This window comes from Streptomyces sp. URMC 124 (assembly GCF_051386455.1).
In the GTDB taxonomy this organism is placed as follows: domain Bacteria; phylum Actinomycetota; class Actinomycetes; order Streptomycetales; family Streptomycetaceae; genus Streptomyces.
The window spans coordinates 36,734-60,237 of the sequence record NZ_JBPQTS010000011.1 but is presented as its reverse complement, the minus strand read 5'-3'; the positions used below and the strand labels follow the sequence as shown (position 1 = coordinate 60,237).

Sequence of the window (23,504 nt, the reverse complement as noted above, 5' to 3'; positions counted from 1 at the left end):
GGTCAACCGTTTCTCTCGGCGGCGTGTCGAGTTGAGAAAGGGGGGCGGTCCGATGTCCCACCGTCGGCGCCGCAGAGTCATCTGATGGCGTACAAAGTCCGGCTTCCCGCTTGCCCGCGGCTTTCGTATCCCCCCTAGACTGAACTCCCAGCAGGTGGCTACACGCTCGAAAGGCGCCCACGTGTCCATCGGCAACTCCTCCGCAGACGCAGAAGCAGAAGACCGGCCGTCGATCGGCCGGGCCCTCCAGCAGGCCCGTATCAGCGCCGGACTGACCGTCGACGAGGTCAGCTCCACCACCCGGGTGCGCATCCCGATCCTGCACGCGATCGAGCAGGACGACTTCTCGCGCTGCGGCGGAGACGTCTACGCACGGGGGCACATCCGCACCCTGGCGCTGACCGTCGGGCTCGACCCGGCCGAGCTGCTCGCGCGCTACGACGCCGAGCGCGGCGGGCGCCCCGCCCCGACCCCCGCGGCCCCCGTCTTCGACGCCGAGCGCATCCGCCCCGAGCCCCGTCGGCCCAATTGGACGGCGGCGATGGTCGCCGCGATCGTGGCCGTCGTCGGCTTCGTCGGCTTCACGCTCTTCAACGGCGGCGCCAAGAGCGGAGGCGGCTCCGTCGCCGCGGACTCGCCCTCCGCCAAGCCCCCGGCCTCGCCGAGCAAGAAGCCGCCGTCCGGCAAGCCCGCCGACCCCAAGCGGGAGCCCTCGGGCAACGCGATCGCCGGCGCCCCGGCCAACAAGGTCACGGTCAAGCTCGCCGCCGAGAACGGCCAGACCTGGATGTCCGCCAAGGACCACAACGGCCGGCTGCTGGAGGAGGGCGTCCTCAAGCAGGGCGATTCCAAGACCTTCACCGACAACACCCGGATCGATCTCGTCCTGGGCAACGCCGGAGCGGTTCGGCTGTTCGTGAACGGCAAGGAGGTCAAGAATGTCGGAGACAAGGGCCAGGTCCAGCGTCTGAGCTACACCAAGGGAGACCCCGTAGCGGGCTGACCTGCGGCGGAGGGCCGGCGCGGACGGCTGGGGGACGCGCTGCCGGGTGATCGTTCTCTCGTGGCCCACCGGCGCCGCCGGGAGCCTCGGCAGCGGATGCGGCTCCGGGACAAAGTAGGCTGAGCCCTATGCCCGAACGCCGTACCGTCGCTCTTGTCACACTTGGCTGCGCCCGTAACGAGGTGGACTCGGAGGAGCTGGCAGGCCGCTTGGCGGCGGATGGCTGGGACCTCGTGGAGGACGCCGCCGACGCCGATGTGGCCGTCGTCAACACCTGTGGCTTCGTCGAGGCCGCGAAGAAGGACTCCGTCGACGCCCTGCTGGAGGCCAACGACCTCAAGGACCACGGGCGCACCCAGGCCGTGGTCGCCGTCGGCTGCATGGCCGAGCGCTACGGCAAGGAGCTCGCCGAGGCGCTGCCCGAGGCCGACGGCGTGCTCGGCTTCGACGACTACGCCGACATCTCCGACCGGCTCCAGACCATCCTCTCGGGCGGCGTCCACGCCTCCCACACCCCGCGCGACCGCCGCAAGCTGCTGCCGATCAGCCCCGCCGAGCGGCAGAGCGCCGACGTGGCCCTTCCGGGGCACGCCCAGGACACCCCTCCCGAGGACCTGCCCGAGGGCGTGGCGCCGGCCTCCGGGCCCCGTGCGCCGCTGCGCCGCCGGCTGGAGTCCAGCCCCGTCGCCTCCGTGAAGCTCGCTTCCGGCTGCGACCGGCGGTGCTCCTTCTGCGCCATCCCCTCCTTCCGCGGCTCCTTCATCTCCCGCCGCCCCTCCGACGTGCTGGGCGAGACGCGCTGGCTCGCGGAGCAGGGCGTGAAGGAGATCATGCTGGTCTCGGAGAACAACACCTCCTACGGCAAGGACCTCGGCGACATCCGCCTGCTGGAGACGCTGCTGCCCGAGCTGGCGGCGGTCGACGGCCTGGAGCGGATCCGGGTCAGCTACCTGCAGCCGGCGGAGATGCGGCCCGGCCTCATCGACGTGCTGACCTCCACCGAGAAGGTCGCGCCCTACTTCGACCTGTCCTTCCAGCACTCGGCCCCCGGCGTACTGCGCGCCATGCGCCGCTTCGGCGACACCGACCGCTTCCTGGAGCTGCTCGAGACGATCCGGGCCAAGGCCCCGCAGGCCGGCGCCCGCTCCAACTTCATCGTCGGCTTCCCCGGTGAGACCGAGGAGGACGTCGCTGAGCTGGAACGTTTCCTGACCGGAGCCCGCCTCGACGCCATCGGCGTCTTCGGCTACTCCGACGAGGACGGCACCGAGGCGGCCACGTACGACGACAAGCTCGACCCCGAGACCGTCGCCGAGCGCCTCGCGCGCATCTCCCGGCTCGCCGAGGAGCTCACCGCGCAGCGCGCGGAGGAGCGGATCGGAGAGACCATTGAGGTGATGGTCGACCGCGTGGACGAGGAGGACGGCGTGCTCGGCCGGGCCGCCCACCAGGCGCCCGAGACCGACGGCCAGGTCATGCTCGGCACCGGCCCGGACCTCGTCCCCGGCCGTATGGTCGTGGCCAAGGTCGTGGCGAGCGAGGGCGTCGACCTCGTCGCCGAACCGCTCGGCGACGGAGGGTGTACCGAGGAGGCGGGCAGATGACCGGAGTCCCGGCCTCCGCCACCGGAGGCCACGCCCCGGCGGCATCCGTACGACGGCCGGCCGGGCTGTGGAACATCGCGAACATCCTCACCATGGTGCGGCTGCTGCTCGTGCCCGGGTTCGTGCTGCTGATCCTCCACAACGGCGGCCACGACCCGGCCTGGCGCTCCTTCGCCTGGGCCGCCTTCGCCATCGCCATGATCACCGATCTCTTCGACGGTCATCTGGCCCGGGCCTACGACCTGGTCACCGACTTCGGGAAGATCGCCGACCCCATCGCCGACAAAGCGATCATGGGCGCGGCGCTGATCTGCCTGTCCGCGCTGGGCGACCTGCCGTGGTGGGTCACCGGCGTGATCCTCTTCCGGGAGATCGGCATCACGCTGATGCGGTTCTGGGTGATCCGGCACGGGGTCATCCCGGCCAGCCGCGGCGGCAAGATGAAGACCCTCGCCCAAGGCGTCGCCGTCGGCATGTACATCCTCATGCTGAACGGGGCGCTGGCCACTGCTCGCTTCTGGGTGATGGCAGTGGCCGTCGTGTTGACGGTGGCCACGGGGCTCGACTACGTGAAGCAGGCCGTCGTGCTGCGCAGGGCCGGCCGGGCCGCGGCGGGCGCCGGGAACTCCGGGACCGCGTCCCGATGAGCGCGGCGGGCGACACGTACGCGCCGGTGGCCTCGGCCGTCCTGGCCGCACTGGTGGCGCGCGGCGAGACCGTCGCCGCCGCCGAGTCGCTCACGGGAGGGCTGGTCGGAGCGGAGCTGACCGCGGCGCCCGGCGCGTCCCGCTCGGTGCGCGGGTCGGTCACGGCGTACGCCAGCGAGGTCAAGGCCGCGGTGCTGGGCGTGGACGAGGGCCTCCTCGCCGCGCGCGGCGCCGTCGACGGCGATGTGGCCCGGCAGATGGCCCACGGCGTCCGCGCGCTGCTGGGCGCCGACTGGGGGCTCGCCACGACCGGGGTCGCCGGTCCCGAGCCCCAGGACGGGCAGCCCGTCGGGAAGGTCTTCGTGGCCGTCGCGGGGCCGGGCGAGCGCACCCGGGTGCGCGAGCTCTCGCTCGACGGGGACCGCTCGCGGATCCGGTCGGAGAGCGTCCGGTCGGTGCTGGAACTGCTGCTGAACGAACTGACGGAAAACGTGGGCGCAAAGGATACGGAACACAACGGGGGGAATGGATGTTTGCAGCCCTGAGTGAACACGACATAGCTCCCCGCACGGCCGGAGCCCGAGGCGGTACGGTGGGGCGTGAAGGATCCGGATTCGCGGTCCAAGGAGGGAGCCACCGATGATTCTGCTCCGTCGCCTGCTGGGTGACGTGCTGCGTCGGCAGCGCCAGCGCCAGGGCCGCACTCTGCGCGAGGTCTCCTCATCCGCCCGGGTCTCGCTCGGTTACCTCTCCGAGGTCGAGCGGGGGCAGAAAGAGGCGTCCTCCGAGCTTCTCTCCGCAATCTGCGACGCTCTGGACGTACGGATGTCCGAGGTCATGCGCGAGGTCAGCGATGAATTGTCGCTCGCCGAGCTGGCGCAGTCGGCAGCGGCGAGCGAGCCGGTACCCGCGCCGATGCGGCCGATGTTCAATGCGGTGTCCGTGACGTCCGTGACGGGCGTACCGGGGGAGCGAGTGACGATCAAGGCTCCCGCCGAGGCCGTGGACGTGGTCGCGGCCTGACAGGCGTTTTCCCGGAATCCCGGTCGGTTCTCCGACCGGGATTTCGTGTTTCCGCAAGGCCTGGGGGCCGGACTCGGGAAGGCCTTCGACCGGTCTCGCGCCGGTCTCCGGGCGGGCCTCCAGGCCGGCCTCCCGACCGGAGTGGATCTGTGGTGGTGTGCGATGGCGGGTCGGCGGGAAGGCGGATAAAAAGACGAACAACCCGTAACAAACGGGCCAAACCGTTGAGATGGGGAGAACCTGGATGTCTGTCGTCAAGAGCTCGCTGTCCGAGCAGGATCGCAAGATCGTGGGGGACGCCCTGCAGGGCGCCCTGGTCGACCTCGTGGACCTCTCGCTGGTGGCCAAGCAGGTGCACTGGACCGTCGTGGGCCCTCGGTTCCGCTCGGTCCACCTTCAGCTGGACGAGGTCGTCGCGAGCGCCCGCCTGCACGCCGACACCGTCGCCGAGCGCGCCTCGGCCCTCGGCGTCGCGCCGGACGGGCGTGCCGAGACCGTCGCCAAGACCAGCGGCATCGACCCCGTCGGCGGTGGCTGGTGCAAGGACACCGAGGCCGTGCAGACCCTCGTCGCCGCGCTCGGCGCCGTGATCACCCGGATGCGGGAGCGCATCCGCGCCACCGAGGAGCCGGACCCGGTCTCCCAGGACCTGCTGATCGGCCTCACCGGCGACCTCGAGAAGCACCACTGGATGTTCCAGGCGGAGAACGCCTGACGCCGCCAGGGCCGTACGCACCGGAGCTGCCTCCGGTGGCGCCCGCGGCCCGGCCGCGCTCTCCTGGGGACATGGACGAGCACCCGGTGATCCGTTTCACGAACGAGCTGATGGTGCTCACGGACCTCGACCAGACCACGGCCGGCACCTTCGTGCGCCGCGTGTACCAGGAGGGCACCCACGAGGGCGAGCAGCGGCTGATCACCGACCTGCACCAGCGCGACCGCAGGATCACGGAGCTGGAGCAGGAGCTGGCGCGGCTGCGGGGCGGGGACGCCGGCTGACCGCGGGCGCCGCACGGGCGCGTACGGGCGGGCAGCGCGCCGCTTCCGGCTTCCGGTGCGCTCTCCCACGCCAGGGGAAGCCGGTCTAGCGTCGGCCGAAGGAGGCAGCCATGGTCCGGCGTGATGTCTGGGGCTGCCGCCGGCCGTACGTCCTGCTGGGGCGGGCGGCAGCGCTCGTCGCCGGTGGTGTCTGGTGGTGGGCCCTGCTGAGGCTGCTCGTGCAGCCGGAGCGCGCGGAGCCCGTGGACGGGCTCGTCCTCGCCGGGGGGTGGGGCCTGAGCCTGCTGCCGGTGCACTGCGCCCCCTGGCGCCGGCGTGACGCCCGGGAGGGCCTCCTGGGGGCCTTGGCCGCGCGGGCGGGCCGGCTGGCGTGGGCGTGGTGGCGGCGCAGCGGGAGTGGCGGTCGCGGAGGCGGCGGCCGGGGTGGAAGACGGCCGGACGCGGCCGTGGACGAGTACGGGGGTGGGTAGAGGGCCGGCAGGGGCGAGCGTGGGGGTGGATCTCGACGCAATGCGAGGCTTCACTCGTCCGGCTTAATCATCCGGCGTGCCCGGGTGCCGGGCCGGGCTGGCAGGCCGGGCACCAGTACGTGACGCGCTCCTGCCCCGGCTCCCCTTGGTCCGCCGTGCGCAGCAGCGTGCCGCAGCGGCGGCAGGGACGGCCGGCGCGGCCGTACACCCACACCCGGTGGTCGGGGCGCGGATCGCCGGTGGTGATGCGCGTGGTGCGCGCCTTGTTGGCCTCCAGGAGCTTCCTGGCGAGGGCGGGCAGGCGCTCGGGGGCCGGGACGTCGCCGACGGGCAGCCAGGGGGAGATCCGGAGCAGGAAGCAGAGCTCCGACTTGTAGACATTGCCGATGCCGGCGAGGTTGCGCTGGTCGAGCAGGGCCTCGCCGACGGGCCGGCCGGTGTCGGCGAGCAGCCGGCGCAGCGCCTCCGCCGCGTCCCAGCCCGGGCCCAGGAGGTCCGGGCCCAGGTGGCCGACCACGGAGCTCTCGTCGGCGGTGCGCAGCAGCTCCAGCACGGGCAGGCGGTATCCGACGGCCGTGCGGTCGGCGGTGGCCAGCACGGCGCGGATCTGGTGCCCGGGGCCGCCGCGCCACCGCTCGCCGGCGGCGTACACCCGCCAGGCGCCGTCCATCCGCAGGTGCGAGTGGAGGGTCAGTCCGCCTTCCACCCGCGTGAGCAGGTGCTTGCCGTGGGGGAGGACCTCGGTGACACGGCGGCCGGTGAGGTCCACGGTGGCCAGGGAAGGCACGCGCAGGTCGGAGCGGATCAGCGGGGCGCCGGTCAGGGCCCGGTCGAGCTCCCGCGCGGTGCGCCAGACGGTGTCTCCCTCGGGCATGCGTCTTCCTCCGCTTCTTCCCGCGTCCGTGTTCGTGTGCCGCAGGAGCAATCCGTTCAGGGCGCGCGCAGGCGCAGGCCCTTGGGCGTGGCGTGGAAGCCCGCCGTCTCCAGCAGGGGGCCCAGGGAGGAGGACAGCGCGGCCGCGCCGTTGACGCGCTCGACCGTGATGGTGCCGAGCGCGCCCGCGCGGGCCGCGGTGGCCAGCGCTTCGGCCGCCTCGCGCAGCCCCGGGTCGCCCGCTTCGGCCGTCTCGGCCCCCTCCTGCTGCGGCCAGGCGAGCAGGGTCTTGCCGCCACGCTCCATGTACAGGGCGAGCGCGCCGTCGAGGAGCACGACCAGCGAGCCCGCCTTGCGCCCCGGCTTGTGCGTGGCTCCGGCGGGCGGCTCGGGCCAGGAGAGCGCCGCGCCGTAGGCGTTGGCGGGGTCGGCCGCGGCGAGGACGACGGCCCGGGACCGGCGGGGGGCCGCGGAGGGGGCTTCCCACGGGGCGCCGGCCGGGGCGGCGGTGCCGCCGGCCGCCCGGTCGCGCGCCGTGCTCGCGGCCCGCAGCCGGTCGACCGCGCCGTCCATGGCGAACTGCGCGGCTCCCAGGCCCTCGACCACGTAGCCGCGGCGCGCCTGGCCGCTCTCCTCGAAGACGGACAGCACGCGGTACGCGGCGGAGAAGCCGCCCTCCACGCCTTCCGCGGCCACCGCTCCGCGGGTGACGACCCCGTGCCGGTCGAGGAGCGTACGGGCCAGGGCGTGGGCGCGGTGCGTGGGGTCGGGCTCGTGCGCGGGGAGCAGGGACCAGCGGCCCGCGACCGTGGGAGGGCCTCCGCGGGCGGCGGTCGGCGTGGTGGGCAGGCCGCCGCGCGCCGTGAAGGAGCCGTAGCGGCCGCGCGGCACCGCGCGCTTGGCGCGGTGCGCCGTGGAGCCCGCCGTCCGCCCCGAGCCGAGGAGGGCGCGCAGCGGGGCGAGGGTGTCGGTGGTGAGCCGGCCGGACCAGGCGAGGTCCCACAGGGCGTCGGCGATCTGCGGCTCCGTGACGTCGGGGACGGCGGCGCGCACGCGCTCGGCGATCTGCCGGAAGAACAGGCCGTAGCCGCCCGAGAGCGCGTCGAGCACCGCCTGGTGGACGGGGGAGATCTCCAGCGGGTGCGGGGCGGGCAGCAGCAGCGGGGCGGCGTCGGCGAGCAGCAGGGACACCCAGCCGTCCTTGCCGGGGAGGGCTCCGGCCCCGGCCCACACCACCTCACCCGCCGCGGTGAGTTCGTCGAGCATGGCCGGGGCGAAGTCGCGCACGCGGCCGGGGAGCACCAGCTTCTCCAGGGCGGACGCCGGGACCGGCGCGCCCTGCAACTGCTCGACGGCGCGCAGCAGTCCGTCGACGCCGCGCAGGCTGTGGGTGCCGACGTGCTGCCACTGGGGGAGGAACGCGGCCAGCGCAGCGGGCGGCACGGGCTCCAGCTCGTGCCGCAGGGCCGCGAGGGAGCGGCGGCGCAGCCTGCGCAGGACCGCCGCGTCGCACCACTCCTGGCCGATCCCCGAGGGGTGGAACTCTCCTTGGACGACGCGGCCGGTGGCCATGAGGCGCTGCAGCGCGCCGTCGGTCACGGCCGTGCCCAGGCCGAAGTGGGCGGCGGCCGCGGCGGACGTGAAGGGGCCGTGGGTGCGGGCGTACCGGGCGAGGAGGTCGCCCAGCGGGTCCTTGACCGGCTCGGTGAACGCCTCGGGGACGCCGACGGGCAGGGCCGTGCCCAGGGCGTCGCGCAGCCGCCCGGCGTCCTCGACGGCCGCCCAGCGCTCCTCGCCGGCGATCCGCACGCGCACGGCGCGCCGGGACTCCGCCAGCTCCCGCACCCAGGCGGGGTCGGCGCCGCGCTCGGCCAGGCCGGAGTCGGTCAGCGGGCCCAGCAGGCGCAGCAGGTCGGCGACGCCCTCGCGGTCCTTGGCGCGCCGGTCGTCCGTCAGCCACTGCAGCTCGCGCTCCAGGTCGGCCAGCACCTCCGCGTCGAGCAGCTCGCGCAGCTCGGCCTGGCCCAGGAGCTCGGCGAGCAGGCGCGAGTCCAGCGACAGGGCGGCCGCGCGGCGCTCCGCGAGCGGGGAGTCGCCCTCGTAGAGGAACTGGGCGACGTAGCCGAAGAGCAGCGAGCGGGCGAACGGCGACGGCTCGGGGGTGGTCACCTCCACGAGCCGGACGCGGCGCGATTCGATGTCGCCCATGAGCTCGGTGAGGCCGGGGACGTCGAAGACGTCCTGGAGGCACTCGCGGACGGCCTCCAGGATGATCGGGAACGAACCGAACTCCCCGGCCACCTGCAGCAGCTGGGCGGCGCGCTGGCGCTGCTGCCACAGCGGGGTGCGCTTGCCGGGGTTGCGCCGGGGAAGCAGCAGGGCCCGGGCGGCGCACTCGCGGAAGCGCGCGGCGAACAGGGCGGACCCCCCGACCTGGTCGGTGACGATCTGGTCGATCTCGCCCTTGTCGAAGGTGACGTCGGCGGCGCCGACGGGCGACTGCTCGCCGTCGTACTCCGCGCCCCGGCCGGCGGGATCGGCGTCCAGCAGGTCCAGCCCCATGAGGTCGGCGTCGGGCAGCCGCAGCACGATGCCGTCGTCGGCGTGCATCACCTGGGCGTCCATGCCGTACCGCTCGGCGAGCCGGGCGCCCAGGGCCAGCGCCCAGGGGGCGTGCACCTGCGCGCCGAAGGGCGAGTGGACGACGACGCGCCAGTCCCCGAGCTCGTCGCGGAAGCGCTCCACGACGATCGTCCGGTCGTCCGGCACGTGCCCGCACGCCTGGCGCTGCTCGTTCAAATAGGCCAGGACGTTGTCCGCCGCCCAGGTGTCGAGACCGGCGGAGGAGAGCCGCTCCCGGGCGGCGTCCGCGTCCGCGGAGCCGACCTCGCGCAGGAAGGCGCCCAGAGCGCGGCCCAGTTCGAGGGGGCGCCCCAGCTGGTCGCCCTTCCAGAACGGCAGGCGCCCCGGGACGCCGGGCGCGGGGGTGACGAGGACGCGGTCGCGCGTGATGTCCTCGATCCGCCACGAGGTGGTGCCCAGGGTGAAGACGTCGCCCACGCGCGACTCGTAGACCATCTCCTCGTCCAGCTCGCCGACCCGGCGGCCGCCCTTGGCGGCGTCCTTGGAGTCGGCTCCGGCCAGGAAGACGCCGAACAGGCCGCGGTCGGGGATGGTGCCGCCGGAGGTGACGGCGAGCCGCTGCGCCCCGGGGCGGCCCGTGACCGTACCGGCCACGCGGTCCCACACCAGGCGCGGCCGCAGCTCGGCGAAGGCGTCGGAGGGATAGCGGCCGGCGAGCATGTCGAGCACCGCCGTGTACGCCGACTCCGGCAGGGAGGCGAAGGGGGCGGCCTGCCGCACCAGGGCCAGCAGCTCCTCCACGTCCCAGGTGTCGACGGAGACCATGGAGACGATCTGCTGGGCCAGGACATCCAGCGGATTGGCGGGCACCCGCAGGGACTCGATGGACCCCGAGCGCATCCGCTCGGTCACCACGGCCGCCTGCACCAGGTCTCCCCGGTACTTGGGGAAGACGACGCCCGTGGACACCGCGCCGACCTGGTGGCCCGCGCGGCCGACCCGCTGCAGCCCGGAGGCGACCGACGGCGGCGACTCGACCTGCACCACCAGGTCGACCGCGCCCATGTCGATGCCCAGCTCCAGGCTGGAGGTGGCGACGACGGCGGGCAGCCGGCCCGCCTTGAGGTCCTCCTCGACCAGGGCCCGCTGCTCCTTGGAGACCGAGCCGTGGTGCGCGCGGGCGAGGACCGGCGGCGCCCCCCTGGCCGCGCCGGACTCGGCCATCAGCTCGGCGGGGGAGTGGTGCTCGGGCAGGGGCGTGCCCGTGGCGCGCTCGTGGGCGATCTCGTTCAGCCGGTTGCACAGCCGCTCGGCCAGCCGGCGGGAGTTGGCGAAGACGATGGTGGAGCGGTGCGCCTGGACGAGATCGGCGATCCGCTCCTCCACATGGGGCCAGATGGACGGCCTGTCCTTGCCGTCACCGCCGTCCTGGACCGGTGAGGCGCCCAGCTCGCCCAGGTCCTGCACCGGCACGACCACCGAGAGGTCGAACTCCTTGCCGGACGGAGGCTGGACGATCTCCACCCGTCGCCGCGGCGAGAGATAGCGGGCCACTTCGTCCACCGGCCGGACGGTCGCGGAGAGGCCGATGCGCCGCGCGGGGCGGGGCAGCAGTGCGTCGAGCCGCTCCAGGGACAGGGCGAGGTGGGCGCCCCGCTTGGTGCCCGCCACGGCGTGCACCTCGTCGAGGATGACGGTCTCCACGCCCTTGAGCGCCTCCCTGGCGGCGGACGTGAGCATCAGGAAGAGCGACTCGGGGGTCGTGATCAGGATGTCCGGCGGGCGGTTGACGAGGGCCCGGCGCTCGGCGGGCGGGGTGTCGCCGGAGCGGATCCCGACGCGCACCTCCGGCTCGGGCAGCCCCAGGCGGACGGCCGCCTGCCGGATGCCCGTCAGCGGGCTGCGGAGATTGCGCTCCACGTCCACCGCGAGGGCCTTGAGGGGGGAGACGTAGAGCACCCGGCAGCGCTTCTTGGTCTCGGCCGGGGGAGGGACGCTCGCCAGCCGGTCGAGCGAGGCGAGGAAGGCCGCCAGCGTCTTACCGGATCCCGTGGGCGCGACCACCAGGACGTCCGACCCCTCGCCGATGGCCCGCCAGGCCCCTTCCTGCGCCGCCGTGGGCGCGCTGAAGGCTCCCGTGAACCACGCGCGCGTCGCTTCGGAGAACCCCGCGAGGGCTCCGTCCGCATCCGCCGCCGCACCGGCCGCCGTCTCGTCCGCCATGCCACCCATCGTGCACCGCACCACTGACAATGACCCGAACCCGCAGGTCAGCCCAGGCGGTCGGGCGAAAGCGAGGCCGGCCGGAGAGGAGTGGAGCGGCGGGGGCCTACGCCGTCACACGGGGCGGGCGTAAGCGCGCAGGGTCAGCAGCGCGGAGAGCGTCACCATGGGACGGCTCTCCAGGCGGGTGCCGGGCGCCCATTCGCGCCAGCGGATCGGCCAGCCGCCGTCCTCCTGCTGCGAGGCGGCGAGGAAGTCCAGCGAATGGTCCAGCTCGGCATCGGTGAACCAGGAGCGGGCCAGCGAGTCCGGGGCGGGCGCGAAGTCGTGCGGGTAGTGGTGCTCACCCGGTGCGTACCCCTCCGGGACGGGGTAGTCGGCCACGCGCGCGGGGTCCAGGACCGCCAGCCGCTGCTCCCGCACGGCCCGGCCCAGGCGCTCGGCCGCGGTGCGGGCACGCGCCCGGTCGGGCGCCCCGTCCAGGAAGGCGACGGCAGCCTCTACCTCGTACGGGTGAGTTCTGGTCCCGTTTCCGAGGGCCTCGACCGCGGCCCAGCAGAAGTCGGTCGCCCGGAACAGCCACGCGTGCCAGACCTCGTTGCGGTGCAGGAGCCCCACCACGGGGCCGGTGGCCAGCAGGTCGCTCGGCGGATCCTCCACGACGGGGATCCACGGGGCCGCCGGATAGCCGCGCAGCGAGGGGTGGAGCGCGGGGAGCGCGCCGTCGGCGGTGGAGACGGACGTCAGGTAGCGGCAGACGCGCTCCATGCGCCGGTCGCCGCAGCGGCCGATCTCGTCGAGGACGCGCAGCGCGTAGACGGTGTGCAGCGGCTGGCTCACCGGGCCGCGCAGATCCGGCTCCAGGGCGAAGCCGTAGCCGCCGTCCTCGCCCAGGTAGGCCGTCAGGGCGGACTCCACGGCGTCGGGGCCGCCGTCCAGGAAGTGAAAGGCGAATCTCCGCTGCTCCAGGACGCGGGCGGTCAGCCAGATGAACTGTTCGGCACGGACTGCGGGGGATGTTCCGGATCGGGCCATGCACCGACCGTAGGGCGGGAAACGGCCCCCGGTCACCGCCTCGTGCCGGGCAGCACCCTCAGGGGCGGGATACTGGGCGCATGCGGTTGACGGTTTTCTGGCAGCGGATGGCGAATCATTTCGGCGCGGCGTACGCCGACTCCTTCGCACGTGACCACGTGATGTCCGAGCTGGGCGGGAGGACGGTGCACGAGGCGCTGGACGCGGGCTGGAACGCCAAGGACGTGTGGCGCGCGGTGTGCAGGGCGATGGACATCCCCGAGGACAGGCGGTGACATACCGGGCGGCCGCCTCAGGATTCCGTTTCATCCGATAGGCCACACTTGCGGCGTGGTAGACGACCCCGTTCCGGAACCCGCCCCACCACCACCGCCTCCGTCCGGCCCCGGCACCGCCATGCCGCGCTGGCTGCCCCGCGCGATGGTGACCGCGCTCGCCCTGCTCGCCTGCTTCATGCTGGCGGTCTGGGCCTTCCAGCAGCTCATCGGGCTGCTGCTCAACGTCCTGATCGCCTTCTTCCTCGCACTGGCCGTCGAGCCGGCCGTCTCCCGGCTGGCCGCCCGCGGCATGCGCCGCGGGCTCGCGACGGGCCTGGTCTTCCTCGCCGTCACCGTCGTCGTCGCGGGTTTCTTCGCGCTGCTCGGCTCGATGCTCGCCGATCAGATCATGACCATGGTGGAGAACTTCCCCTCCTACCTGGACGCGGTGATCAAGTGGGTCAACCGGGTGTTCCACACGCGCCTGTCCCGCGTCGCGGTCCAGGAGAGCCTGCTGCACTCGGAGTGGCTCCAGCGGTACGTGAAGAGCAGCGCCAGCGGGGTCCTGGACATCTCGGCCACCGTCCTGGGCGGGCTGTTCCAGCTGCTCACCGTGCTGCTCTTCTCGTTCTACTTCGCGGCCGACGGTCCCCGGCTGCGCCGTGCCCTGTGCTCCGTGCTGCCGCCGCGCCGGCAGGCGGAGGTGCTGCGCGCCTGGGAGCTCGCCGTCTCCAAGACCGGCGGCTACATCTACTCGCGCGCCCTGATGGCCCTGATCTCCGGCATCGCCCACTACGTGCTGCTGGTGATCCTCGGGGTGCCCTACGCCCCGGCGCTCGCGATCTGGGTGGGCTTCGTCTCCCAGTTCATCCCGACCATCGGCACCTACCTCGCGGGCGCCCTGCCCGTGCTGCTCGCCTTCACGGTGAACCCCTGGTACGCGGTCTGGGTGCTCGGCTTCGTCGTGGTCTACCAGCAGTTCGAGAACTACGTGCTCCAGCCGCGCATCACCGCGCGGACCGTCGACATCCACCCCGCCGTCGCCTTCGGGTCGGTGGTGGCGGGCGCGGCCCTGCTCGGGGCGGTGGGCGCCCTGGTGGCCATCCCGGCGACGGCGACCCTGCAGGCCTTCCTCGGGGCGTACGTGAGGCGCTACGAGATCGCGCCGGCCCCGGAGCGGCGCGCTTGACACCAAAATCGAACATCCATTCTTATGGGTTCCCCGGCGCTGTGGAGCCGTGAGCGGAACCGCGTCCCGGGCCCCTTTCCGGGCCGGGTTATCCACAGGCCGGAGCGACGCCCGGGCGCATTGTCAGTGGCAGGCGTTAGCGTCGTGGACGTGAAGCGATCGACTCAAGCAAACCGGGTGGAACCCATGGCAGGCACCGACCGCGAGAAGGCGCTGGACGCCGCGCTCGCACAGATTGAACGGCAATTCGGCAAGGGCGCCGTGATGCGCCTCGGAGAGCGGCCGAACGAGCCGATCGAGGTCATCTCCACCGGGTCGACCGCTCTCGACGTCGCCCTCGGCGTCGGCGGCCTCCCGCGCGGCCGCGTGGTGGAGATCTACGGACCGGAGTCCTCCGGTAAGACGACCCTGACCCTCCACGCCGTGGCCAATGCCCAGCGGGCCGGCGGCACGGTGGCCTTCGTGGACGCCGAGCACGCGCTCGACCCCGAGTACGCCAAGAAGCTCGGCGTCGACATCGACAACCTCATCCTCTCCCAGCCGGACAACGGCGAGCAGGCCCTCGAGATCGTCGACATGCTGGTCCGCTCCGGCGCGCTCGACCTGATCGTCATCGACTCCGTCGCGGCCCTGGTGCCGCGTGCGGAAATCGAGGGCGAGATGGGCGACTCGCACGTGGGTCTCCAGGCCCGCCTGATGAGCCAGGCGCTCCGCAAGATCACCAGCGCGCTCAACCAGTCCAAGACCACCGCGATCTTCATCAACCAGCTCCGCGAGAAGATCGGCGTGATGTTCGGCTCCCCCGAGACCACGACGGGTGGCCGGGCGCTGAAGTTCTACGCCTCGGTGCGCATCGACATCCGCCGCATCGAGACCCTGAAGGACGGCACGGAGGCGGTCGGCAACCGCACCCGCTGCAAGGTCGTCAAGAACAAGGTCGCGCCGCCCTTCAAGCAGGCCGAGTTCGACATCCTCTACGGCCAGGGCATCAGCCGCGAGGGCGGTCTGATCGACATGGGCGTCGAGCACGGCTTCATCCGCAAGGCCGGTGCCTGGTACACCTACGAGGGCGACCAGCTCGGCCAGGGCAAGGAGAACGCCCGCAACTTCCTCAAGGACAACCCCGACCTCGCCAACGAGATCGAGAAGAAGATCAAGGAGAAGCTGGGCGTGGGCGTCAAGCCCGGGGCCGAGGAGAGCGAGCCCGCTGCGGACGCCGCGGCCGCCGATCCGGCCAAGTCCGTGCCCGCCCCGGCGAAGTCCACGGCGAAGGCGGCCAAGGCCACGGCTGCCAAGAGCTGATCCATGGCACGGCGATGGGAGTACCCCCGGCCGGACGCCGGGGAGGACCCGCCGGGACCGGACGTGGACGACCGTACCGGCGGTGGCGCCCCCTCCTCGTCGAGGGCCGGGGACGACGGGGCACCGCCGCGGCCCGAGGAGCAGGCGCGGGCGATCTGCCTGCGCCTGCTCACCGGGACCCCGCGCACCCGCAAGCAGCTCGCGGACGCCCTCGCCAAGCGGGGGATCCCGGACGAGGTCGCCGAGGAGGTCCTCTCCCGCTTCGAGGACGTGGGCCTGATCGACGATGCGGCGTTCGCCGGGGCCTGGGTCGAGTCCCGGCACCACGGCCGCGGCCTGGCCCGCCGGGCCCTGGCGCGCGAGCTGCGCACCAAGGGCGTCGACTCCGCAGTGATCGAGGAGGCGGTGGGGCAGCTCGACGCCGAGCAGGAGGAGCACACCGCCCGCGAGCTGGTCGAGCGCAAGCTCCGCTCCACCCGCGGGCTGGACCGCGAGAAGCGGCTGCGCCGCCTCGCCGGGATGCTCGCCCGCAAGGGCTATTCCGAGGGCCTCGCCCTGCGCGTGGTGCGCCGCGCGCTGGAGGAGGAGGGCGAGGACCCGGAGCTGCTGGACCACTGCCTGCCGGACGTTTAGGCCCGTCGCGGCGGGGCCGCCCGCGGATGCCGTCATGCCGTCATGCCGTCATGCCGTCATGCCGTCATGCCGCCTTGTCGGCACGTCGCCGCCATGGCCTCCTTCACGTGCCGGCGTGCTGGTGCGAGCCGGCGTGCTCTACGTCCCGGCGTCCACCGGCAGGCCCGCCGCGCGCCACGCCTGGAAGCCGCCCGCCAGGTCCGTGGCGCGGTGCAGGCCCAGCAGGCGCAGGGAGGCTGCGGCCAGGCTTGAGGCGTACCCCTCGTTGCAGATCACGACGATCCGCAGGTCATGCCCGGTCGCTTCGGCGGCGCGGTGCTCGCACAACGGGTCGAGCCGCCATTCCAGCTCGTTGCGCTCCACCACCAGCGCCCCGGGGATGAGCCCGTCGCGCTCCCGCAGCGCCGCGTACCGGATGTCCACCAGCAGCCCGCCCCCGGCGTGGGCGGCCGCGGCCTCCGCGGGGCCGAGCCGGTCCAGGCCCTCCCGCGCGGCCGCCAGGAGCTCCTCGACCCTCACGCCCACTCCTGCGGCCATTCGACCTGCTCCAGCCGCAGCACCTGCCCGCTGCGGCTGTAACGCCGCATGAGCGGCAGCGGCGGGTAGTAGGCGTGCACGGACACCGCGTGCTGCTCCGCCGAGGCGTTGAAGACCTGGTGCACGTGGTGGGCGCCGAAGGCCCGGCCCTCACCCTCGGAGAGCTTCCGCTCGCGGTCGATGTCGTCGGCCAGCTCCAGGCTCCTCCAGCCGTCGGTGGGCATCCGGGCCGCGAGCGAGTGCTCGGTCAGCACGCCTCCGGCGGTGGCGAACGCGCCGTGCGAACCGCCGTGGTCGTGCCAGCCGGTGCCGGTCCCGGGCGGCCAGCCGATCAGCCAGGCTTCGCTGTCACCCGGCCCGTTCAGCCGCATCCAGGTGCGGCCCTGGGGGTCCAGGGGGAGGGAGGAGACCAGCTGTGTGTCGGCGGCCGCGCGGCGGGCGAAGGCGAGCAGGTCGGCTTCGGAGGGCGCCCCGGGGGAGCCGGGGGCGACCGTGGAGGAGCCGGGCACGGGCGTGGGCAGGGGGAGGAACACGGGAACCGTCCTGGGTGATCGCGAAGGGGCGCGCGGCGGCAGGCGCACGGAGCGCACACGCAGGCTGCGCGGAGGGAATGCGGATCAGCAGGACGGACGACAGACGCAGCCCGCGTAGCGGAGCAGGTCCAGATGGACCCTCCGCCAGAAGCGCGCGCCGGTGTCAGTCACGTTCCGTAGTCAATCATGGTGATCGGTGCCGGTCAACGGTTGGCTGTGGCTTCGCTGGGGGCTTCCGACGGCGGCTGCGCGCTCCCGGCGCCCTTCCCGCCCCCGGGGGCCGCGCCCGCCGCCGCGGTCCCGGCGGAGCCGGAGCGGCCCTCGTCACCGGCTTCCGCGCCGCCGGCCGCCCCGCCCCGTACGGCGTCCGCGCACGCGTACAGCTCTGCGGGCCGCACCCCGGCGAGCGCCGCGACCAGGTGGCCGTCAGGGCGGACCACCAGCACGGTGTGGGCCGGGGCGCCCGGATACTCGTCGGTGACGAGCAGTTCGGCGCGCATGGGCAGGGCGCTGACGGCGGCAACCAGCTGCGGCATGAGCCCGGCGTCCGCCCAGTGCCGGCGCTCCCACACCCCGCTGCCCGGGGCGGTCAGGATCACCAGGAGGTCGCCGCCGAGTCGCTCCCGCAGCGGCACGATGGTGCCGTCCGGTGCCGTCACCGCCACGTTCTCCGCCTGCGCCCCCGGCGGGGTGTCCACGGCGACGGAGCCGGCCGGCGGTGCGGCCGGTGCCAGGGGCGTGTGGGGGTACGAGGGGGGCGTGCCGAGCTGCCCGCGCCCGAGGTGGCCGTCGGTGAGCAGCTCGTCGTGCCCGCGCAGGGCGCCCGGCACCAGCGTGCGCCGTACGGCGCTCCATCCTCCCTCGCCCCGAACCGCCGGGAGGGCCCGGTCGGCGGCGCGCAGCCGGGCGCCGACGGCTCCGCGCCGCTCGGCCTGGTAACTGTCGAGCAGGGTCTCCGAGGCGCCGTGGTGCCAGGCCAGGGCCAGCTTCCAGGCGAGGTTCCCGGCGTCGCGCAGCCCCTCGTCGAGACCGTGGGTGCCGAGCGCGCCCAGCAGGTGTGCGGCATCTCCGGCGAGGAAGGCGCGGCCGGTGCGCATCCGGCGCGTGAGGCGGTGGTGCACGAGGTGCACGCCGGTGTCCAGGAGCTCGTAGGGCGGGACGTCTCCGCACCAGGCGGCCAGCGAGTCGCGCACCCGGGTCAGGAGGGCGTCGGGCGTGACGAGTTCGCCGCCGGGGGGCAGCGGCCAGTCGAGCCGCCACACGCCGCCGGGCAGGGGGCGGGCCGTCACCTCGCCGCCCCGTGCGGGCGACCGCTGCAGCACGGCCTCGCCGGGCCACGGCAGCTCGGCCCGGAGCGCGGCGACCGCGTACCGCTCGACGGCCGTGCGCCCGGGGAAGCGGGCGCCGAGCAGCTTGCGCACGGTCGACCGGGCGCCGTCGCAGCCGACGAGATAACTGCCCCGCCAGGCCGAGCTGTTGTCGCCGCGGAGGTGGGCGGAGATCCCGAAGGCGTCCTGCCGCAGGTTCTCCAGGCGGGCCCCGCGGACGATCCGCACCTTCTCCTCGGAGACCAGTGCGGCCTTCAGCTCCCGCGTCAGCGCGTGCTGCGGCAGGTGCAGCGGTGAGGGGCCGGCCGTCTCCGCGCCCTCGGTGGCGCCGGCTTCCGCGGCTTCCCCGGGGGGCGTGAACGCCAGCCGGCTGACGACCGTGCGGCGCCGCATGGTGCGCCAGCCCGTCCAGCGGGCTCCGTCCTCCGTGGCGCATCCCAGGCGCTCCAGCAGGGCCGCGGTGTCCGGGCCGAGCACGACCGTACGGGCCAGGCGCTCCTCGCCCGGCGCGGGGCCGTCGGAGGCCTCGTCGAGGAGGACGACGCGCACCTCGTGGCGGGCGAGGCACAGGGCGAGCATGAGGCCGACCGGGCCCGCCCCGACGACGATCACCGGGTCCACGGCACGGCTCCACGGTGCGCGCTGCGGCCGAGATCCCTGCCGGGGGCTCCACGGTACGTACGGGGCGTACGGGACGTTCGGGATCCGACGGGGGGAACGCGGTGCTCGATCACAGAACGTATGCAACCCACTGCGGGTGCGTGCGTCAAGTGATCAGGGCGCTCGCTGCGGCGCGCCGCACGCGGCGCGCCCCGCCGGCCTGCCCGGCCGACGGGGCGTCACGCGCGGAGGATCAGCCCCCGTGGGGCGGCTGTGCGCCGGAGGCTCCGTCCGCGCCCGCGGCGGTCCCGGTCGTGACGGCGCCCGCGGCCGCCGGCATCGCGGGCGGGCTGCCCTTGCGCGAGCGCTGCGTGCGCCGTTCGACCCAGGTGGCCACGGAAGACAGCGCGAGGCAGAGCAGGATGTAGATCGAACCGAAGATGATGACCATCGGGATGAAGGCGTAGACGCCGTTCACGGGCTTGGTCTGCTCGGCGAAGGCCTTGCCCACGAAGAGCAGCTCTTCGTAGAGGATGACGAACCCGAGCGCGGTGTCCTTCAGCGTCACCACGAGCTGGCTGATGATCGACGGCAGCATCGTCCGCACGGCCTGCGGGATCAGGACGCCCGACATCACCTGTGTCTTGCGCAGCCCGAGCGCGTAGGCGGCCTCGCTCTGGCCCCGGGGCACCGCGTTGATGCCGGAGCGGAAGATCTCGGCCTGCACGGAGCCGTTGTAGAGGGTGAGCCCGAGGACGAGCGCCCACATCGGATCGTTGGTGAAGACGCCCGCGAAGAGCAGGAAGATCATGATCATCAGCGGCATGGAGCGGAAGAACTCCACCACCACCGTGGCGGCCCAGCGCACCGGCCGGTGGTCGGACAGCCGGGCGGCCGCCAGCACCGCGCCGAGCGAGACCGAGAGCACCGCCGCGATGGCGAACGTCTTCAGGGTCGTCAGCAGGCCGTCGACGATCCGCTGGTGGGTGTCGCTGTACTCGTAGTCGTCCCACAGGCCGGCCTGGAACTGCCCCGTGTCGTCCAGCCTGTAGATGACGAACGCGATCAGGGCGAGGATCGCCACCGTGGAGAGCGCACCGTAGAGGCGGTTGCGGGCCCGTGCCCGGGGGCCGGGGGCGTCGTAGAGGACGTTGGCGCTCACCGGACCACCGCCAGACGGTTCTCCAGCAGCCGGAACAGACCACTGATCGCGAGGGTGATGATGATGTAGCAGATCGCGATCCAGAGGAAGATCACGTAGATGTTGTAGCCGGTGTCGGCGTTGAGCGACTTCTGCACCGACCCCAGCTGCGTGACGTTGAAGCCCGAGGCGATCGCCGTGTTCTTGGCGAGGGCGATCATGAGGCTGCCGATGGGAGGCACCGCAGTGCGGGTGGCCTGGGGCAGCACGACCTGGCTCAGCGTCTGGTTGAAGGTCATCCCGATCGAGCGGGCGGCCTCGGCCTGGCCCACCGGTACGGAGTTGATGCCGGACCGGACGGCCTCGCAGATGAACGCCGAGGTGTAGCACCCGAGCGTCAGCACGGCGAGCCAGAAGGAGTCCCAGCCCTTGAGGCCGAGGGCGGGCAGGCCCAGGGTGACGGCGAGGAACAGCAGCACCAGGGGGGTGTTGCGCAGCAGCGTCACCCAGGTGGTGCCGAATATTCGCAGGGCGGGCACCGGGGAGACCCGGAACGCCGCCATCAGTATGCCCAGCACCAGGGCCAGCAGCCCGCTGAGCCCCGTGAGCTCCACGGTGCCGAGGAATCCTTCGCGGAACTCCGCGAAGTGGTCCGACAGAACGTTCAAGGCATCGCTCCCGGCTGATCAGTAGCGGATCACGTGCGGATCAGTAGCGGTCGATCGCGGGCGGGTTCGGCGCGGGGATGCCGGCGAGGCCGATGGTGGCGTCGTAGGCCTTCTTCCAGTCGCCGTTCTTCTCGTGCGCCTCGATGGCGTCGTTGACGGCCGCGCGCAGCGCCTTGTCGTCCTTCTTCACGCCCACGCCGTAGGGCTCCGTGGAGAACGGGTTGCCGACCACCTTCAGGGCGCCCTTGTTCTCCGCGGCATAGCCCTTGAGGAGGGTGTCGTCGGTCGTCACGGCGTCGACCGTGCCGGAGACGAGCTCCTGGACGCACAGCTGGTAGCCCTGCTGGGCCTTGACCTCCCCGACGCCGTACTTGGGCTCCTTGATGCGCTTGAGCGGCGTGGAGCCGGTCACCGAGCAGACCTTCTTGCCCTTGAGGTCCTCAGGTCCCTTGATGCTGCTGTCGGCCTTCACCAGCAGGTCCTGGCCGGCGACGTAGTACGGGCCGGCGAAGTCGACCTGCTTCTTGCGCTCGTCGTTGATCGTGTAGGTGCCGACGTAGAAGTCGACGCCGCCGCTGGCGATCTGCGTCTCGCGGGCCTCGGACGGCACCGTCTTGAACTTGATGTGGGCCTCGTCGAAGCCGAGGTCGGCCGCGATCATCCGGGCGATCTCCACGTCGAAGCCGGAGCGCTTCTTGGAGGTGGGGTTCTCGTAGCCCAGGCCGGGCTGGTCGGCCTTGGTGCCGATGGTGATCGTCTTGCCCTTGATCCTGTCGAAGACGGGCGAGCCCTTGACGTCGGCCGAGGTGTTCACCTTGTAGGTCGGAGCGGCCGGCGCGGTCTTGCCGTCGGCGGGCTTGTCGGCCTTGTCGTCGTCCGGGCTGCCCGACTTCCCGCAGGCGGTGGCGGTCGCGGTGAGGGCCAGTGCCACGGCGGCGGCTGCGACGGTCTTGCGGAGCTTCATGGTGAACATCCTTTGCGTCTGCAGGTGGAGCGGAGTGGTTCGGGGCAGCCGTGACGGGAGGGGCCGAACGGGCCGGGTCCGGCGTGGTGGTGCGGCGGCGCGGTCGGTGGTGCGGCGCGGTCGGTGGTCCGGTCAGTGATGCAGGATCTTCGAGAGGAAGTCCTTCGCACGGTCACTGCGCGGATTGCTGAAGAACTGGTCCGGCCGCGCCTCCTCGACGATGCGGCCGTCGGCCATGAACACCACGCGGTTGGCGGCGGAGCGGGCGAAGCCCATCTCGTGGGTGACGACGATCATCGTCATGCCGTCCCGGGCGAGTTGCTGCATGACCTCCAGCACCTCGTTGATCATCTCCGGGTCGAGCGCGGACGTCGGCTCGTCGAACAGCATCACCTTCGGGTCCATGGCCAGGGCGCGGGCGATGGCCACGCGCTGCTGCTGGCCGCCCGAGAGCTGGGCGGGGTACTTGTCCGCCTGGGCGCCGACGCCGACCCGGTCGAGGAGGGCGCGCGCCTTCTCCTCGGCCTTACCCCGGTCCGTCCTGCGCACCTTGATCTGACCCAGCGTCACATTCTCCAGCACGGTCTTGTGCGCGAAGAGGTTGAAGGACTGGAAGACCATGCCGACGTCGGCACGCAGCCGGGCCAGCTCCTTGCCCTCCTGGGGCAGCGGTCTGCCGTCGATGGTGATCGATCCGGAATCCGTGGTTTCCAGACGGTTGATGGTCCGGCACAGCGTCGACTTGCCGGAACCGGACGGGCCGATCACGACGACGACCTCGCCGCGCGCGATCGTCAAGTCGATGTCCTGGAGGACATGCAGGGCGCCGAAGTGCTTGTTGACGCTCTTCAGGACGACCAGTGGGTCCGCGGCGGCAGTGGTCCCGCCGGTCACCGATACTTCGCTCATCGGCGTTCCTCGCTCCATCCTCCTCGATTGGGAGGACCCTAATGAGCGGCACCGACCAGCGTCATTACATCTGAGCTGAAATTGAGCATAACGATCCGGCCGCAAAGGGACACTCTGCGTGAAGGGGGCGCGCGGCGCACACGCCGGTCGCGCGGGCGTACCGGCTGGATAACGGAAGCCCGCTCACTCCCGGATCCCCCTTGACGGAGCGGGCCTCCATCAGCGTGGATGCGGGGGTGCCCACGCTGCGGTCACAGGGAGGGGGCCGTATGAGACTGCTGCTCGTGGAGGACGACGACCACGTCGCCGCGGCCCTGGCGGCGGTGCTGTCCCGGCACGGCTTCGACGTCACCCACGCCCGGAGCGGCGAGGAGGCGCTGCGCGCCCTGCTGCCCGACACGGGAGCGCCCTTCGCCGTCGTCCTGCTCGACCTCGGCCTGCCCGATCAGGACGGCTTCGAGGTCTGCGGCAAGATCCGCAAGCGCACCGGCATCCCCGTCATCATGGTCACCGCCCGCGCCGACACCCGCTCCAAGATCCACGGCCTCAACCTCGGCGCCGACGACTACGTGGTCAAGCCCTACGACACCGGTGAACTCCTCGCCCGCATCCACGCCGTGGCCCGCCGCAAGCCGCCCGCCGGCAACGGCCCCGAGGAGCCGCAGGAGCCCGCCGCGCCGCACTCGCTCCGGCTGGGCAGCCTCACCATCGAACTCCCCAACCGCGAGGTCTCCGTGGCCGGTACGGCCGTCCCGCTCACCCGTAAGGAGTTCGACCTGCTGGCCCTGCTCGCCCAGCGGCCCGGCGTCGTCTTCCGCCGCGAACAGATCATCAGCGAGGTGTGGCAGACCAGTTGGGAAGGGACCGGGCGCACCCTGGAGGTGCACATCGCCTCCCTGCGCGCCAAGCTCCGCATGCCCGCCCTCATCGAGACGGTCCGCGGAGTCGGCTACAAAATCGTCGTCCCGGCCCGGTGAGAGCCG

24 protein-coding genes are annotated in these 23,504 nt (G+C 72.9%); 13 read left to right on the top strand and 11 right to left on the bottom strand.

Translation table 11 applies throughout. The annotated features are described in order from the left end of the window. Positions 1–181 precede the first annotated feature (181 nt). From ACSNOG_RS04235 to ACSNOG_RS04200, 8 genes are all read left to right on the top strand, one after another. A complete protein-coding gene (locus ACSNOG_RS04235) occupies positions 182–1,003 on the top strand; it encodes a helix-turn-helix domain-containing protein (protein ID WP_436751154.1) in 822 nt (273 codons plus the stop codon). 128 nt (positions 1,004–1,131) lie between these two features. Next, positions 1,132–2,607, top strand: coding sequence for a 30S ribosomal protein S12 methylthiotransferase RimO (rimO, locus tag ACSNOG_RS04230; protein WP_436751153.1), 1,476 nt, complete (start codon positions 1,132–1,134; stop codon positions 2,605–2,607). Beyond that, positions 2,604–3,254 (top strand): CDP-diacylglycerol--glycerol-3-phosphate 3-phosphatidyltransferase, encoded by a 651-nt coding sequence (pgsA, locus tag ACSNOG_RS04225; RefSeq protein WP_436751152.1) that lies wholly within the window; start codon positions 2,604–2,606, stop codon positions 3,252–3,254. The genes rimO and pgsA overlap by 4 nt, the downstream gene beginning before the upstream one ends. Continuing rightward, positions 3,251–3,799 (top strand): CinA family protein, encoded by a 549-nt coding sequence (locus tag ACSNOG_RS04220; protein ID WP_436751151.1) that lies wholly within the window; start codon positions 3,251–3,253, stop codon positions 3,797–3,799. Before pgsA ends, ACSNOG_RS04220 begins: the two co-directional genes overlap by 4 nt. A 94-nt stretch (positions 3,800–3,893) precedes the next feature. Next, positions 3,894–4,277, top strand: coding sequence for a helix-turn-helix domain-containing protein (locus ACSNOG_RS04215; protein WP_030368713.1), 384 nt, complete (start codon positions 3,894–3,896; stop codon positions 4,275–4,277). Between the two features lie 244 nt (positions 4,278–4,521). Then, a complete protein-coding gene (locus ACSNOG_RS04210) occupies positions 4,522–4,992 on the top strand; it encodes a Dps family protein (RefSeq protein ID WP_436751150.1) in 471 nt (156 codons plus the stop codon). Between the two features lie 71 nt (positions 4,993–5,063). Beyond that, positions 5,064–5,276, top strand: a complete 213-nt coding sequence (locus tag ACSNOG_RS04205) for a hypothetical protein (RefSeq protein ID WP_436751149.1) — start codon at positions 5,064–5,066, stop codon at positions 5,274–5,276. Between the two features lie 110 nt (positions 5,277–5,386). After that, positions 5,387–5,746 (top strand): hypothetical protein, encoded by a 360-nt coding sequence (locus tag ACSNOG_RS04200; protein ID WP_436751148.1) that lies wholly within the window; start codon positions 5,387–5,389, stop codon positions 5,744–5,746. 67 nt (positions 5,747–5,813) lie between these two features. Here ACSNOG_RS04200 and ACSNOG_RS04195 read toward each other — a convergent pair whose 3' ends face one another. The 3 genes from ACSNOG_RS04195 to ACSNOG_RS04185 form a co-directional block, all read right to left on the bottom strand. Continuing rightward, on the bottom strand, positions 5,814–6,620 hold the full coding sequence (locus tag ACSNOG_RS04195; protein WP_436751147.1) for a DNA-formamidopyrimidine glycosylase family protein: 807 nt from the start codon (positions 6,618–6,620) through the stop codon (positions 5,814–5,816). Between the two features lie 56 nt (positions 6,621–6,676). Next, positions 6,677–11,425: an ATP-dependent helicase gene (locus tag ACSNOG_RS04190; protein WP_436751146.1), complete on the bottom strand. Its 4,749-nt coding sequence runs from the start codon at positions 11,423–11,425 to the stop codon at positions 6,677–6,679. Between the two features lie 114 nt (positions 11,426–11,539). Continuing rightward, positions 11,540–12,460, bottom strand: coding sequence for a hypothetical protein (locus tag ACSNOG_RS04185; protein ID WP_436751145.1), 921 nt, complete (start codon positions 12,458–12,460; stop codon positions 11,540–11,542). Between the two features lie 80 nt (positions 12,461–12,540). On the opposite strand from ACSNOG_RS04185, the gene ACSNOG_RS04180 reads away from it, so the two are divergent. The 4 genes from ACSNOG_RS04180 to recX all read left to right on the top strand — a co-directional run bounded on the left by ACSNOG_RS04180 (position 12,541) and on the right by recX (position 15,841). After that, a complete protein-coding gene (locus ACSNOG_RS04180; RefSeq protein WP_436751144.1) occupies positions 12,541–12,735 on the top strand; it encodes a DUF3046 domain-containing protein in 195 nt (64 codons plus the stop codon). A gap of 55 nt (positions 12,736–12,790) precedes the next feature. Next, complete coding sequence (locus ACSNOG_RS04175; RefSeq protein WP_436751143.1) at positions 12,791–13,906, top strand: AI-2E family transporter; 1,116 nt, start codon at positions 12,791–12,793, stop codon at positions 13,904–13,906. 186 nt (positions 13,907–14,092) lie between these two features. After that, entirely contained in the window at positions 14,093–15,208 is a 1,116-nt protein-coding gene (gene recA, locus ACSNOG_RS04170) for a recombinase RecA (protein WP_436751142.1), read from the top strand. A 3-nt stretch (positions 15,209–15,211) separates the two neighbouring features. After that, positions 15,212–15,841: a recombination regulator RecX gene (gene recX / locus ACSNOG_RS04165; RefSeq protein ID WP_436751141.1), complete on the top strand. Its 630-nt coding sequence runs from the start codon at positions 15,212–15,214 to the stop codon at positions 15,839–15,841. 138 nt (positions 15,842–15,979) lie between these two features. Here the strand turns inward: recX and ACSNOG_RS04160 are convergent, their stop codons facing one another. The 8 genes from ACSNOG_RS04160 to ACSNOG_RS04125 form a co-directional block, all read right to left on the bottom strand. Then, positions 15,980–16,378 (bottom strand): rhodanese-like domain-containing protein, encoded by a 399-nt coding sequence (locus ACSNOG_RS04160; protein ID WP_436751140.1) that lies wholly within the window; start codon positions 16,376–16,378, stop codon positions 15,980–15,982. Further along, positions 16,357–16,911 carry a cysteine dioxygenase gene (locus ACSNOG_RS04155; protein WP_436751139.1) on the bottom strand — a complete coding sequence of 185 codons (555 nt, stop codon included), beginning with the start codon at positions 16,909–16,911 and terminating at the stop codon, positions 16,357–16,359. Before ACSNOG_RS04155 ends, ACSNOG_RS04160 begins: the two co-directional genes overlap by 22 nt. Before the next feature lie 84 nt (positions 16,912–16,995). Then, complete coding sequence (locus ACSNOG_RS04150; protein WP_436751160.1) at positions 16,996–17,082, bottom strand: putative leader peptide; 87 nt, start codon at positions 17,080–17,082, stop codon at positions 16,996–16,998. A 32-nt stretch (positions 17,083–17,114) separates the two neighbouring features. Further along, positions 17,115–18,860 carry an FAD-dependent oxidoreductase gene (locus ACSNOG_RS04145; RefSeq protein WP_436751138.1) on the bottom strand — a complete coding sequence of 582 codons (1,746 nt, stop codon included), beginning with the start codon at positions 18,858–18,860 and terminating at the stop codon, positions 17,115–17,117. A gap of 232 nt (positions 18,861–19,092) precedes the next feature. Continuing rightward, positions 19,093–20,001 carry an amino acid ABC transporter permease gene (locus ACSNOG_RS04140; RefSeq protein WP_436751137.1) on the bottom strand — a complete coding sequence of 303 codons (909 nt, stop codon included), beginning with the start codon at positions 19,999–20,001 and terminating at the stop codon, positions 19,093–19,095. Beyond that, on the bottom strand, positions 19,998–20,648 hold the full coding sequence (locus ACSNOG_RS04135) for an amino acid ABC transporter permease (protein ID WP_436751136.1): 651 nt from the start codon (positions 20,646–20,648) through the stop codon (positions 19,998–20,000). Before ACSNOG_RS04135 ends, ACSNOG_RS04140 begins: the two co-directional genes overlap by 4 nt. Before the next feature lie 40 nt (positions 20,649–20,688). Then, complete coding sequence (locus ACSNOG_RS04130; protein WP_436751135.1) at positions 20,689–21,612, bottom strand: glutamate ABC transporter substrate-binding protein; 924 nt, start codon at positions 21,610–21,612, stop codon at positions 20,689–20,691. A 132-nt stretch (positions 21,613–21,744) separates the two neighbouring features. Then, complete coding sequence (locus ACSNOG_RS04125) at positions 21,745–22,521, bottom strand: amino acid ABC transporter ATP-binding protein (RefSeq protein ID WP_436751134.1); 777 nt, start codon at positions 22,519–22,521, stop codon at positions 21,745–21,747. Between the two features lie 269 nt (positions 22,522–22,790). Here ACSNOG_RS04125 and ACSNOG_RS04120 point away from each other — a divergent pair, with 269 nt between their 5' ends. Further along, a complete protein-coding gene (locus tag ACSNOG_RS04120; RefSeq protein WP_436751133.1) occupies positions 22,791–23,498 on the top strand; it encodes a response regulator transcription factor in 708 nt (235 codons plus the stop codon). Positions 23,499–23,504: the final 6 nt, after the last annotated feature.

What these genes read in the sequence shown, in the direction of transcription:
- rimO (WP_436751153.1), top strand. Translation starts at nt 1,132, where the DNA reads ATGCCCGAACGCCGTACCGTCGCTCTTGTCACACTTGGCTGCGCCCGT.
- pgsA (WP_436751152.1), top strand. Translation starts at nt 2,604, where the DNA reads ATGACCGGAGTCCCGGCCTCCGCCACCGGAGGCCACGCCCCGGCGGCA.
- ACSNOG_RS04220 (WP_436751151.1), top strand. Translation starts at nt 3,251, where the DNA reads ATGAGCGCGGCGGGCGACACGTACGCGCCGGTGGCCTCGGCCGTCCTG.
- ACSNOG_RS04215 (WP_030368713.1), top strand. Translation starts at nt 3,894, where the DNA reads ATGATTCTGCTCCGTCGCCTGCTGGGTGACGTGCTGCGTCGGCAGCGC.
- ACSNOG_RS04210 (WP_436751150.1), top strand. Translation starts at nt 4,522, where the DNA reads ATGTCTGTCGTCAAGAGCTCGCTGTCCGAGCAGGATCGCAAGATCGTG.
- ACSNOG_RS04205 (WP_436751149.1), top strand. Translation starts at nt 5,064, where the DNA reads ATGGACGAGCACCCGGTGATCCGTTTCACGAACGAGCTGATGGTGCTC.
- ACSNOG_RS04200 (WP_436751148.1), top strand. Translation starts at nt 5,387, where the DNA reads ATGGTCCGGCGTGATGTCTGGGGCTGCCGCCGGCCGTACGTCCTGCTG.
- ACSNOG_RS04195 (WP_436751147.1), bottom strand. Translation starts at nt 6,620, where the DNA reads ATGCCCGAGGGAGACACCGTCTGGCGCACCGCGCGGGAGCTCGACCGG.
- ACSNOG_RS04190 (WP_436751146.1), bottom strand. Translation starts at nt 11,425, where the DNA reads ATGGCGGACGAGACGGCGGCCGGTGCGGCGGCGGATGCGGACGGAGCC.
- ACSNOG_RS04185 (WP_436751145.1), bottom strand. Translation starts at nt 12,460, where the DNA reads ATGGCCCGATCCGGAACATCCCCCGCAGTCCGTGCCGAACAGTTCATC.
- ACSNOG_RS04180 (WP_436751144.1), top strand. Translation starts at nt 12,541, where the DNA reads ATGCGGTTGACGGTTTTCTGGCAGCGGATGGCGAATCATTTCGGCGCG.
- recA (WP_436751142.1), top strand. Translation starts at nt 14,093, where the DNA reads ATGGCAGGCACCGACCGCGAGAAGGCGCTGGACGCCGCGCTCGCACAG.
- recX (WP_436751141.1), top strand. Translation starts at nt 15,212, where the DNA reads ATGGCACGGCGATGGGAGTACCCCCGGCCGGACGCCGGGGAGGACCCG.
- ACSNOG_RS04160 (WP_436751140.1), bottom strand. Translation starts at nt 16,378, where the DNA reads ATGGCCGCAGGAGTGGGCGTGAGGGTCGAGGAGCTCCTGGCGGCCGCG.
- ACSNOG_RS04130 (WP_436751135.1), bottom strand. Translation starts at nt 21,612, where the DNA reads ATGAAGCTCCGCAAGACCGTCGCAGCCGCCGCCGTGGCACTGGCCCTC.
- ACSNOG_RS04125 (WP_436751134.1), bottom strand. Translation starts at nt 22,521, where the DNA reads ATGAGCGAAGTATCGGTGACCGGCGGGACCACTGCCGCCGCGGACCCA.
- ACSNOG_RS04120 (WP_436751133.1), top strand. Translation starts at nt 22,791, where the DNA reads ATGAGACTGCTGCTCGTGGAGGACGACGACCACGTCGCCGCGGCCCTG.